This is a genomic window from Pseudovibrio sp. Ad5, assembly GCF_001623095.1.
In the GTDB taxonomy this organism is placed as follows: Bacteria; Pseudomonadota; Alphaproteobacteria; order Rhizobiales; family Stappiaceae; genus Pseudovibrio.
In genome coordinates this window covers 47,849-59,921 of sequence record NZ_LMCH01000059.1, presented here as the reverse complement: position 1 = coordinate 59,921, position 12,073 = coordinate 47,849, and the positions used below count along the sequence as shown (strand labels likewise).

12 protein-coding genes are annotated in these 12,073 nt (G+C 53.7%); 6 read left to right on the top strand and 6 right to left on the bottom strand.

Annotated elements, in window-relative coordinates:
- Positions 1-132 precede the first annotated feature (132 nt).
- The 3 genes from PsAD5_RS16595 to PsAD5_RS16585 form a co-directional block, all read right to left on the bottom strand.
- A complete protein-coding gene (locus tag PsAD5_RS16595) occupies positions 133-1,536 on the bottom strand; it encodes an MATE family efflux transporter (RefSeq protein ID WP_063292880.1) in 1,404 nt (467 codons plus the stop codon).
- A gap of 112 nt (positions 1,537-1,648) precedes the next feature.
- Positions 1,649-2,284 carry a glutathione S-transferase family protein gene (locus tag PsAD5_RS16590; protein ID WP_063292879.1) on the bottom strand — a complete coding sequence of 212 codons (636 nt, stop codon included), beginning with the start codon at positions 2,282-2,284 and terminating at the stop codon, positions 1,649-1,651.
- Between the two features lie 60 nt (positions 2,285-2,344).
- Complete coding sequence (locus PsAD5_RS16585; RefSeq protein WP_063292878.1) at positions 2,345-3,100, bottom strand: hydrolase; 756 nt, start codon at positions 3,098-3,100, stop codon at positions 2,345-2,347.
- A gap of 138 nt (positions 3,101-3,238) precedes the next feature.
- Here PsAD5_RS16585 and PsAD5_RS16580 point away from each other — a divergent pair, with 138 nt between their 5' ends.
- Positions 3,239-4,132, top strand: coding sequence for a LysR family transcriptional regulator (locus PsAD5_RS16580; protein ID WP_063292877.1), 894 nt, complete (start codon positions 3,239-3,241; stop codon positions 4,130-4,132).
- A gap of 27 nt (positions 4,133-4,159) precedes the next feature.
- Here the strand turns inward: PsAD5_RS16580 and PsAD5_RS16575 are convergent, their stop codons facing one another.
- Positions 4,160-5,167: a helix-turn-helix domain-containing protein gene (locus tag PsAD5_RS16575; protein WP_208986550.1), complete on the bottom strand. Its 1,008-nt coding sequence runs from the start codon at positions 5,165-5,167 to the stop codon at positions 4,160-4,162.
- A gap of 193 nt (positions 5,168-5,360) precedes the next feature.
- Between PsAD5_RS16575 and PsAD5_RS16570 the strand changes: the two genes are divergently transcribed.
- The 4 genes from PsAD5_RS16570 (at position 5,361) to PsAD5_RS16555 (ending at position 8,997) form a co-directional block, all read left to right on the top strand.
- Positions 5,361-5,741 carry a hypothetical protein gene (locus PsAD5_RS16570; protein WP_152986716.1) on the top strand — a complete coding sequence of 127 codons (381 nt, stop codon included), beginning with the start codon at positions 5,361-5,363 and terminating at the stop codon, positions 5,739-5,741.
- Complete coding sequence (locus PsAD5_RS16565) at positions 5,738-6,952, top strand: HlyD family secretion protein (protein WP_057463644.1); 1,215 nt, start codon at positions 5,738-5,740, stop codon at positions 6,950-6,952. Before PsAD5_RS16570 ends, PsAD5_RS16565 begins: the two co-directional genes overlap by 4 nt.
- A gap of 246 nt (positions 6,953-7,198) precedes the next feature.
- Positions 7,199-7,510, top strand: coding sequence for a hypothetical protein (locus tag PsAD5_RS16560; RefSeq protein WP_063288007.1), 312 nt, complete (start codon positions 7,199-7,201; stop codon positions 7,508-7,510).
- Positions 7,511-7,701: 191 nt separating this feature from the next.
- The gene (locus PsAD5_RS16555; protein ID WP_208988656.1) at positions 7,702-8,997 is read left to right on the top strand and encodes an amidase family protein; all 1,296 of its coding nucleotides are present in this window, start codon (positions 7,702-7,704) and stop codon (positions 8,995-8,997) included.
- 64 nt (positions 8,998-9,061) lie between these two features.
- Here the strand turns inward: PsAD5_RS16555 and PsAD5_RS16550 are convergent, their stop codons facing one another.
- Positions 9,062-10,546 (bottom strand): metallophosphoesterase, encoded by a 1,485-nt coding sequence (locus tag PsAD5_RS16550; protein ID WP_063292876.1) that lies wholly within the window; start codon positions 10,544-10,546, stop codon positions 9,062-9,064.
- A 174-nt stretch (positions 10,547-10,720) separates the two neighbouring features.
- Positions 10,721-11,089, bottom strand: coding sequence for a VOC family protein (locus tag PsAD5_RS16545; protein ID WP_063292875.1), 369 nt, complete (start codon positions 11,087-11,089; stop codon positions 10,721-10,723).
- Between the two features lie 113 nt (positions 11,090-11,202).
- On the opposite strand from PsAD5_RS16545, the gene PsAD5_RS16540 reads away from it, so the two are divergent.
- Entirely contained in the window at positions 11,203-11,901 is a 699-nt protein-coding gene (locus PsAD5_RS16540) for a helix-turn-helix transcriptional regulator (RefSeq protein ID WP_057461520.1), read from the top strand.
- The last annotated feature ends 172 nt before the right edge of the window (positions 11,902-12,073 follow it).

The window sequence follows — 12,073 nt, the reverse complement described above, 5'->3', positions numbered from 1 at the left end:
AAGAATTCGCTGAAAGTAAAGAAATTAGAGCGTGAGGCGTGAATGCAAATGAACGCAACACGCTCTAAGCGTTACTCGGTTATCTGAGACAAAAACCAAAAGGCCTCTCATCGCGAGAGGCCTTTTTTGCTTTTAGCTCTTTGCAATTGAAATTAGCTTCCTCAGATCCTGCCCAAACTCCAACCACGGTTTTGCCTTTGCGGTGGGGCGGTTCCATTTTCGTTCGGACTGGCGCATCAGGTTAGCGGCATAGGTGGCGGCGAGGATGTTGCCGACTGCGAGACCTGCGAGGATCCACCAGAGCCCGAGCTTTGAACCTATGAAGAGCAACGGGAAGACCAGCACGAAGGTGCGCACCAGCATAATCTTCAGTGCAATGCGCGGCATCTGCAGGCCGTTGAAGATGGCGACGGTGACTGCGATAAGACCCTGAAATGCGTAGGAGACTGCAACAATCTTGAAGTAGATGCTCACGAAATTGATGACTGCTGGATCATCAGAGAAAATGGCCGCGATGGAAGGGCCAAGCAGAGCGAGGACGGCGAACAGAAGGATGCCGAGATAAAACGAGGCTTTGCCTGCAAAGATGATCGCCTGGTCGATACGTTCATGTTCCTTCGCCCCAAAGTTTTGCGCAATGAACGGGGTGACGGCCATGGAAACGGCGAAGATGCCGATCAGGGCGAGAGATTCAATTCGCCCAACAATCCCAAAGGCAGCAACAGCCTGCGATCCATAATCAGCCAGCAGGAAGGTTGTAAAAATGCCGGTGGTTGGCACAAGCATCTGCATGGAGATTGTTGAAAGGGAGAACTTCAGGATTTCCGCAAGACCAGACAGCGCGCCGTCAAGTTTGCTCAAGCCAATCAGGTTTTGCCGGGTGAGGATGAACATCACACCCAGAAGAATGAAGCCAAAGGACAGCACCGTAGCCCAGGCCGCCCCTGCCAGACCCAGCTCAGGAAACGGGCCAATGCCAAAGATGAGTAGATAGTCAAAGACCAGATTGATCACACCGGCAATGCCAAAAACCACTTCCGTTTGCTTGGTGATGCCAACAGCCCGCGCTGCGCCACTGCCAACAATGCCAAGCATCAGCAGTGGGAGACCCAGATAAAGCGCGCCCATGTACGCATCAAGCAAAGGAAGGATGTCCTTTGAAGCACCAAGCGCGGAAAATGTCGGGCCAACAAACGCGCGCCCGGCCAAGCTGAGAGAGACGGCGACAAGGACCACAAGCGCCAGAGACACCATGGTCAGCATTTTGGCTTTCTGGCGTTCACCGGAACCCACCGCCCTGGCGATGACAGAGGAAACGCCAACTGAAAACCCCATGAACACTGCGGCAAACAGAAAGAAAGCACTGGAAGAGAATGCCAGAGCCGCCAGTTCATTGGACCCCAGCTTGCCGATAAAATAGCTGTCGACGATCTGGAACAGGAAGGTGGAAAGCTTGCCAAGGCTGATGGGGGCTGCCATGCGCAAAAGCATTGTGTTGACGGGTACTTCCATCATGGGGTTGGAATGCGTGTTCATGGGTTCACTCACTGGCTTGGGATGGCATGCAAGGTCGGATCAGACGCCCCCAGGTGGAGAAACTGTCACCACCCGAGGGCGCTTCGGCCCATATGTCGTTATTGGGGGGCCATCAGGCAGCAACAGGGACTTTTGGGGATGTCCCTTGTGCTGCGTGAACTTGTTGAACAGCGGGATCAGCGGCCAGTTTGCGCACCAGAGCATCGATGTTCTTGTACTCAGATGTTGGCTTTTCAAACCCATAGGCCCAGCTTGCCATGGCGTAGAGGAAGGCATCTGCAACGGATTTTGTCTCGCCAACCATCCAGTCCCGGCCTTCAAGGTGCTGGTCAATCTGCGTCAGAGCTTTGTCGACCAGCTGCTTTGCAGCGGCTTTCACGTCGTCATAGCCATTTGCATCTGTGGTAAAGCGCATTGGCATGAACACTGGCCAGAAATACGGGTGCAGCGTGCCGGAAAGGTAGGCAAGCCAACGGTGCAGATGCACTCTGTCTGTGGTGCCTGCGGCTGGTCCAATGTTCGCTTGCGGGTTCTGATCCACCAGATGCAGGAGGATTGCCATGCCTTCTGGCAGAGCAAGGTCACCATCCACCAGTGTTGGCACAACACCAGACGGGTTTAGTTTGAGATACTCTTCAGACTTCATGGTCGGGAAATCGACGTGCTCGACCTCATAAGGCTTGCCGATCCATTCAAGAGCGATGTGCATGGCGGTGGCGCAAGTGCCAGGGGCTGAATAGAGTTTCATGGGATCTCTCGCTTTAACTATGGGGTTGGAAGGGGAGCCTCTGCTCCCCAATACTGCCGGTCACCAGGTCTGATCAGGATCCACCTTGAACAGGTGCTCCATGAAAACGCGGGTGACAGCTTGCAGCTTGTCGGTGCGGGCATGGTCGCGCTGCAGTTCAGCAGGAACAACGTTCCAGGTGATTGGCTCAACGCCGGCTTCAATCATGCGGCGCATGCCGTTTTCGTGGCTGAGCTGGGTGATGGAACCGACGGCGTCTTCTGGCACATACACATCATAGCCAGCTGCTTCCGCTTCAATTGCCGGATAGGCGAGGCAGACATCCGTCCAGAGACCGCCCATGATGAGCTTTTTGCGTCCGGTTGATTTCACCGCTTCAATAAATTCTGGCTCTTCCCAGGCGTTGACGCTTGTGCGGTCAATAAAAACGGCATTCGGAGCAAGCTTCTGCAGCTCTTCAATCATCGGGTCATACCCGTTCAACCCCACGGCAACGTGGCTGAAGATGATCGGGATATCGTAAATGACGGCGGTTTTGATGAGGCCGGTTGTGTTGTTGATCAGCGTTTCATGATCAATGTTCTTTACCCCTGCCAGAATTGGCGGTTGGTAGTCGATGAGGATGAGTGCAGAGTTTGAGGGGGACAGAAATGGATCTTCATCCGCTGCCCGAACCGGAGTGCCCTGATACCCTTCCGGGTATGACGCGACGCCGTTGACGGTCTTGATCTTTGGTGCGTCGCCAAGGGCCGGCAAACTGGTTGAAAAGAGTGCGATCCCTACCGCTGCGATCACTGGCTTCAATGCTGAGAACATCTGGTGTTCCTCGTGGTTTGAGTTGTTCTTGTGTGATGAACTTGCTGTAGGGGAAAATTAGGCGGAAATTTATTGTTGCACAATCTGCACTAAATGCGTTTTACTGTTTCCTATATGAGTTAATGAGATGGAGCAGATATGGCTGATCTGAATGCAATCGCAGCCTTTGTAGCTGTCGCGGATGCGGGTACATTTTCCGGTGGGGCAGAGATCATTGGCATCCCCAAAGGCAGCATCAGTCGCAAGATCAGCATTCTGGAGGAAAGCCTCGGCGTGCGCTTGTTTCACCGGACAACGCGCAAAGTCACCCTTACGGACATCGGGCGATCCTTTTATGAGCGGTGCAAGCGCGGCGTGGATGAGCTTTCCGCAGCAACCCAGCTGGTGGATGAAAGCACGGCAACGCCCTCAGGCATCTTGCGCATCGCGGCCCCGGCTGCATTTGGGGAGGGAGCCTTTGGTGATGTGGTGGCGACGTATCTTGCCCGCTATCCCAAAACCAGAGTGGAGTTGTTGCTGAGCGATGAATATGTAGACCTGATTGAGGAGCGGATTGATCTGGCGCTGCGCTTCGGCGAGTTGCAGGATTCATCGTTGATAGCCCGCAAGCTTTCCTCCACCCACCGCATTCTCTGCGCCAGTCCAAAGCTTCTGGAGGTTTTAGGAGAGCCGAAAAAGCTGGAGGATCTGGCAGAGTTTCCTTCCATTGTTCACGGAGCCACATTGGGTCAGACCACATGGCGCATGGTGAACGGCAAAGGCACAGAGTTTTTCGCACGGCATAAACCAAGGCTGGCTGCCCAAAGCATCTCCATGGCATCCAGCGCTGCCGCTTTGGGAATTGGCGTTGCCTTGCTCCCGGAAAGAGCAGCCGAGGAGGCTCTGCAAACCGGAGCGCTGACACACATCCTGACAGGCTACACCACCCCAACACAAGGCCTTTACGCCATCTACCCCAGCAGCAAACAACTCTCCCTCAACGTCCGCACCTTCATGGACCTCCTAAGCACCTCCGACCTGCTGGCGAAGTAGGGGAGGTTTTGCAAAGGCTCATGTTCTCTACGTCTTCGCCTTGCGGAATACTGCGGGGGTGGCGCCGGTCCAGCGCTTGAAGGCGACGGAGAAGGCGGCTTGGTCGGCGAAGTCGAGCAGGAAGGCGACCTGTGCGATGCTGTCTGTTCCCACCAGCAAGCGTTTTGCCAGATCGCAACGGGCAGACTCCACCAGAGACTTAAAGTTTGTTCCTTCCTCGGAGAGTTTACGCGTCAGGGTCCGGCGGGTCATGCAGAGTTCTTTGGCAACCTCATCGCCGCTCGGCAGGCTGCCGGGTAAGCGGGAGCGCACCAGTTTGATGACTTTGGCAGACAAGCCGGTTCGGTTTTGCGGCAACTGGCTCAGTCGTTCCTCTCCATGTTTCAGCAAATGCTCTCGCAAAGCTGTGTCGGAAGTCGCGATCTGAAACTCGAACCCACCAGTGGGCAACCTCACGCCGTTGATTGATTGAACGCCTGTAACCTCGCAGTCTGCCAGCTCAGAAAGACGCGTGCAGTGCTCTGTGTCCTCACATTCCAACATGACGGACATTTTTCCAAAGCCATCACCTGCAATTTGCTCTGTGCGCTTGAGTAAGCCAAATACCAGAAACTCGCGATGTCTTGGGAATTGATGCGCGCTGAGAATGTCACTGCTCAGGCAAATGGTGGGCTCAGCTTCACTGCCATCCAGATCAAAGCGAAGATCCGGGTCTTCCAATGCGTAGTATTTTTGCGCGAAGCGAAACACCTGTCCGATGTTGTCACTTGCCTGAGCCAAATACGCCAGTAGTGTCTTCGCTCCCGGTGATGCGAGGCCAGCGCGAGCCGCGAAGGTTGGGTCCTCCAAAGCCTCGCAGGCTGTTTCCAGCGCGGCGGCTTCTCGTTGCAGATCTATTCTGGCTGTTGCGTTGCTCAGCTCTTCCACTGAAACACCGACAGCCTCCAGGATCTTGTCAAAGCCGAGAGCCGCGTTTGGCTCCCGCCCATATACTTGCGCTGCATGGCGCAATCGGTAGGCGCTTATGCGTGTCATGCTGACTTCCAATCTGTCTGAGAGGGGCGCCTCAACATTCTTTTGCGTCGATTAGCCTCTCAAATGTCCAGAAATCAAAAATCGATGGCCAGAACTCTAAAGAACGTCCTTTGCTCATACGTTAATTTACGAACATCAACAAACGGTGCTGCCTAGGACGGTAGCTTTCTAATCAAAGCAAAGGACATTCACCGTGAAGTCGATCATCCTTTCAAGCGTCATGGTAGTTGGCGCATTAACCACCGAAGCCTCAGCGGCAGGTGGTGAACCACGCTGGTGGGTTCCACCAGGAGAATCTGACAGTTACTCCATTGTCAGTATTGTTGTTTTCTTTCTGGCCTTTCTTTTGATTGTGCATCTTTATTCCCGCTTTGACCGCTATGCGGAACACAAGGCAAAGGGAACACCGCTTCGCACAACAGTGCCAGTGATGCTGACTGTAGCCCTTGCCTATGAAGTTATGCCGGCCCTGTCTCATTTCAGCATTTTGCTTCCGGCCTCCCTGATCCTCACAGCGATCGCTCGCGATTTTATGCTGTGGTGGACACCTAAAATGCAGGAGGCAAACAAATGATTGAGCTTCTTGTCACCTCTTTTCCTTTCGTGCTGCGGGTATGGTACCTGCGCTGGAAGGGCATGCCGATTACTCTCTACAACGTGCATTATGCCTTGGTTTTATGGGTGTTTATGGCTCTCGCCGTCTTCTTTGCGGTGTTCTATTACTACCCGAAGTCGTTTACAGGCATCGTTCCTTTTAAGACCGTTCCGGTTGTTGCCGAAAACGGTGGAACAGTCACAGAAGTCTTCGTCACTGGTGGCGACCGTGTCAAAGTTGGCGACCCGCTGTTCAGCACAGAAAGTGCAATGGAAAAGGCCAAAGTTGATCATGCAAACCGCAAGATTGACGAAATCAAAAGCGCTATCAAAACCGCACATCTGGAAGTGGAAACTGCAGATGCAGCGCTGGATGCAGCCAAAACAGGTCTGAATCAGGCTGAGATGACGTTGGCGGACCACGAAGAGCTTAAGATGAAAAACTCTGCAGCTTTCCAGCGAGCCCGATTGGAACGTGCGATTTCGCAGCGAGACACCAGTGTGGCAGATGTGAAAGCAGCGAAAGCAAAACTGGAAGCTGCAAAAGTGCAAGCGCACTCTACTCTTCCATCACAACTGGCAAGTGCCCAGTCCACACTTGAGCAGGCTGAAATAGAACTGAAAAAGACACGGGTTTACAGTCTGGTTGATGGTGTTGTTGAGCAAGTGACCCTGCATGTTGGGGCCCGAGCAGCACAGGCAGCAATGGCTCCGGCCATGGTGATCATCCCGGACCGAACCCAAAAGGAAGGTTCTCGTGTGGTTGCTGGTTTCTCTCAGGTTTCCCGCACTGAACTTTACGAAGGCATGGCAGCTGAGATCGCCTGTGAAAGTAACTTTAACATTGCGATGTTCCACACGGTTCTACCAGCACGGATCTCTCGCATTCAAAAGTCAATCTCCTCCGGCCAGATGGCACCATCCGGCAAGCTGATGGAACCAGGAGAACGCGCCAAACGTGGTCAGGTCGTTGCTCACCTCGATCTGGTCTACCCGGAACACCAGAAGTATCTGGTCCCAGGCAGTGGATGTGTTGTGCAGACCTATACAACAGACCTGAAAGGCGACATGTCAGGCGGTGTAACAGCCCACGTGATCTCAGCCCTCGGCGTCATCAAAGCAGTAGGCCTTCGAGTGAAAGCATGGCTTGGCCTTGCAATCGGAATTGGCCTTGCAGGATCCGCTCACTAAGAGCGATCAGATTAGAAAACCCAAAGAAAACAGGTTTCTCCCGAAGACGGAAAGTAAACCGATCAAGAACTCAAGGATCCGGACTGGTTCCGCTCGGGAGTACCACCGAAGAGAGCAGCCTAACTGGCAATCTGAGCACCTCGTTCTCTTCAAAGCAACCCAGTGGTCAGAGCAGTAAGGACCAGCGGCGAGAACCCTGAAAGCCGAAGCAAAACCTTACGACCACCAATAAAAAGAAGAAGAAAAATGTCTATCAAAGCCCTGACAATCGCAGCAGTTGCTCTCTCCGTTGGTTACACAGTGGATTATAACCCAAGACCTTCGCAGCCTGGCACCAAGTCCATCTCACCAATCTCCTTCAAAATCGGTGAGGCAAATGCCCAGACAGCAGAGCGCAATGCAGCTCGCCGGACCGCCCGCCGCACATCCCGCCGTGTAAACCGCCGCCAGAGCATCTCAGGCTGTACCCCATACAATGGCTACTACAACTGCGGCGGCACTTACTATCAGGCCACGACCGAAGATGGAAAAACAGTTTATGTGGTTGTAAATCCATAAGGGAGACTACCGTCCCTCCCAGATGTCCCACCGTCCTGGCATCATGGGTGACCAACCACAAAAGGCCTCTCATCGCGAGAGGCCTTTTTTCTGTTTGAGGAGCCGGCTCCTGCGTTTGTAATATGTGATCGGTTCTCTCACATTCCAGCTTTGACACCTTGGAATTGCTGGTTTTAGTATGGGTGGGGTGAATGGTTGGATGGAGCTCTGGGATGGTGGAACTGGGTGATCTTGCGGGGCTTTGGCAGCGGCTTGGGGGGGAGGAACTCCGGGGCATCTTTATTGGGCTCAATCGGGAGCAGGTTGAGGAGTTGGTTGCAGCGGCGGATGCGCGGCGCGTGGCAGGGCAGAAGCTGAGTGCTATTGATGGGCAGATTGTTGCGATCAAAGGGAATATTGCGCTGAAAGGGCGGGCAACGACGGCGGGCTCTGCTGTTTATGCCACCGAGATTGAAGCTGAGAATGCAGCGGTGGTGCAGCAGGTGATTGAGGCAGGGGGCATTCCCATCGGGCCTGCCAACATGACCGAGTTTGCGTTTTCTGGCATCGGGCTCAACCCCCATTATGGCAATGCACCCAACGGGTTGGATGCTGCGCTTATTCCGGGCGGCTCGTCCTCTGGCAGTGCGGCAGCGATCTCCAACGGCATTTGTGATCTGGCGATTGGCAGCGATACCTCCGGTTCTACACGGGTTCCTGCAGCCTTTCAGGGCATTTGCGGGTATCGGGCGACCATGGGGCGCTATCCCATGGAAGGCGTTGTGCCGCTTGGGGCGAGCCTTGATGTGCTGGGGCCGATGGCGCGAACGGTTGAGGGCATCTGCGCGCTTGATGCGGTGATGAGTGGTAAAACCTTGCCTGAAAACAAGGATGTAGAGGAACGGGCCTTCCGTCTTGTGGTGCCGGATCTGGAAGGGCTGGGCATCTCCGCTGAGATTATGGAGATGTTTGAGCATTGCATCGATACGCTCGTTGCCGCTGGCATCCATATTGTCCGCCGCGATTTGCGGCCAATTTTGAAGGCGCATCTGCTGTTTTCTGAGCATGGAACACTGGTCAGCGTGGAAGCGCGGGAGCAGATCTCTCAGTTTGTGGACCTGAGCAAAGACCAGATCGACCCGCAGATCAAAGCCCGTCTGGAACATGCCCTGCCCATAACGCCGAAGAAACTGGCCTATATCAGACGTCAGCGGGCGGTGCTTCAGTCTGAGGTGGAGGCGCAGCTGAAAGGGGACCTGGTCCTGATGCCGACGGTACCGGATGTACCGCCTCTAATCTCAGAGGTAGAGGAAAGCATCGAGGCGTTCCAGAAAGCCAACGCGCAGGCGTTGCGGCTGACCATGATCACCGCCTTCCTGAACATGCCATCGCTCACCCTGCCAGTTGATCCAGGCAAGCCATCGCACAGCATTTCCATCTGTGGGGCTGCTGTCCATGACGAGCAGGTGTTGGCAGCAGGACGAGCCGTGGAGCATGTGCTGCGATAGCATTCAATCTATGAACCTCCATGCTCAGGCAGGCTGCTTTCTCGCCTGAGCATGGAGGCCAACTCTATACCGTTGTTTTCTGGTGCGATGACTTCCAGACCTCGACGGGTTCTTCCGAGCCATCGGAGACTTCGTAGAAGCTCTCTTTAATCTGCCCATCAAGGCTCAACGTAATCAGGGCGAACCCGTTGCGAACCCGTGGCTCCTTATTTTTCAAGGGAGTATGCGAGTAGTAGTCGATGTGCGGTTTGTCCTCCAAACCAGAGGGAGCTCCATTCGGGATCGCAGCATTGCCGGAACATCTTACTTTCGCAAAACGCCCGTCAGTGCCTTTCGCGGTGGGCAGTTGGTCGCCATAGGCGACACCCAAATGCACATGACCCCAGTACCAGTAATCTGGGGTACCGCCCAGATCTGCAACAGCCTCATCCCATAGTGGTTCTCTTTTCAGGCCATCAAAACTGATTGGATTATGATGGGTCAGGAGAATAACATCCCTACCGTTTCTGTCCCCAACGACCTGCTGTATCCAGTCTCTTTGCACGCTTGATTTGCTACCGCCCAGAGTGCCGTCCATGAAGAGGGTTGAGGCGGACGAGTAGTAAGCGCTGTCCAGGCCCAGCATCATCCAGTCACCAAACTTCAGCGCAAAAAAGCTGGCTTTCTGCTGCTCGTTGAAAGGCGTGTTTGCAGGTGTCAAAGCGATCTTAAAGTAACCGTTCGCTCCATCATACATTTCGTGGTTGGAGTTTAGTGTGAAGGACGTCCCGGCCATTTTGCCACCAGCAAAGCGATCTGCGGGCCACATCTGAATGAGGTTGTCGTTCTCTTCACTGGATTCCGTGCCAGCGTAATAAACATCCCCGAGATGGATAATGTAGTCAGGATTATCAAGCGTAGCGCTCTCGCTGATCGCGTCCATGACAGCTTTAGCAGGGCCACCATCGCTGGTGTAATCACCTGTCCCCCAATCTCCAAGGATCGCGATGTTCACCTCGTTTTGAGAGGTCCCCGCCGCCAGATCGATGACGCCTGCTGGCGCGGTGTTGAAGGGCGCCTTTTTATTCGGGAAGAGACTGTAGTAAATCACATAGACGAGGCAGACGGCCCACCCAACATCGGCCATCTCATATTTGCCGAAGCCCAAAATTGAACCGTCTGCCATGACAATACCGCCAAGGTCGATTTGCTGTTTGATGGTGCTGTAATCATCCAGCAGAGGAGCCTGTAATCGTCCGCCTGTTTCCCACTCCAGAAACTCTTTTACGACTGCAAACACGTCCTCGTAATCTTCGGGTGGATTGAAGGTCCAGAAGAGGGACAGGCCGAACTCAATGTTTCCGCCTTCCAGATCGATTTGTGGTGGCGAAGACTTCAAAACACCCTGCTTGTTGAGCTCGCCAAACAACATTCGCTCGCTGGCTTGCAAGGCTTGGTTCAGACTAGGCCCTGCGACGGCTTTCGGCTTTGTATCGGTCGTTTTCAGATGTTGCAGTTGCTCTCTGATCTGGCTGATCTTGTTTTGCAGGTCGGCATTTGGCGTGTTCATATTGTCCCCCAACTGAAGCTGATAGGTGCAGCGATCTCACGTCGAAACCGCTGCACATGAGCATCATACCCGCAGGCATTAGGCGACCTATGTATCGAGGTTGCAATACCTGCATTCTCACAGCTCATCTGCACTTCTGGGGGATGAAGACAGACTGAGGTGTGGGCTGGGTGCTCAGCTCATTGCATCTGTGAAGAAGATGAGTTTGTTGTGGTCGAGATCTCTGACATAAGCTGAAATGTAAGGACCGCGCTGGTTTGGATCGCCTTCATTGGTACCACCCAGGTCGATCGCCAGTTTGTGGAGCCTCTTGACCTCATCGACAGAGTCGACGCCAAAGCCAACCATTGCACCATTTCCATGTGTTGCGGGCTTTCCATCAATGGGCAGAGCCGTCGCAAAGGCAAAATTCTCATTTTGCCAGTAGGTTAGCCTTTCATTGGCCGCAACTTGCTTTGGTCCGCCTTGCGCGAAGAGTGTGTCATAGAATTTGGCAGAGGCTTCTCTGTTGTTCGTTCCGACAGTGAAATAGCCAATTTTCATCGTGTGATCTCCATGTGTTGAACTCGGGTCACCTCGGTTGTATTGACAAATAAGACATTTAATGTCCTATTTTTTCGATGGCGCGCACAAATTCAAATGGCAGATTAAGACGGATGGAATTGCTGGCTGTTCAGCTGAAGCAGGAAGAGCTTTGCACGGTCAAAGATCTGGCCCTTCAGCATGATGTCAGCGAACGCACGATCACTCGGGACCTTCAGCTGATGCGTGAGCAGGGCTTGCCCATTGATGCGGATCGTGGTCGCGGCGGAGGTGTCCGCCTTGATCGCAACTGGGGCGTCGGGCGCATGAATCTGGCGTATCCGGAAGCTGTCGATTTGCTGATCAGCATCGCGGTTTCTGAGCAAATGGATTCGCCCATGTTTCTGGCGAGCCTTGGTTCCGTTCGCCGACAGCTGGTGGCGTCGTTCTCACCTGAAAAACGTCATAAGGTAAACCGCCTGAAATCCCGCATCCTGATCGGGTCGACAGCCTCCACCTATGTTCAGCGGACGATCAATGCCCCGCCCAAAGATGTCGTGCAGGCACTGCATCAGGCCTTCATCGATCAGGTGACGCTCACGATCGGATACAAGCGAGAGGATGGTGCATCTTCTGAACGGCGGATCGAACCTCACTACCTCATGTTAAATTATCCGGTTTGGTACGTGATCGCATTTGACCATCTGCGAAATGCGCCGCGCACATTTCGGTGTGATCGAATTCTGACGGCGGACATGACGGGGGATCATTTCCGGCTGTTGCCCAAGGAAGAGTTTCAGGAGACTTTAGACAAAAACGGCCTTCTGATATGATTGCGGTACAAACACTCATTTCAACGCAGGCAAAACGCGAGTAACGCAGATTTCACGTAAAAAACGCAAAATCGCGCAAGCTGTTCGTTCTGTCATGCATTCATGAGAAAATTTCCGCCTCAGATCAGCGGTAAGCTGATCCCCCTACTTGAAACACCTCACATACTCGATA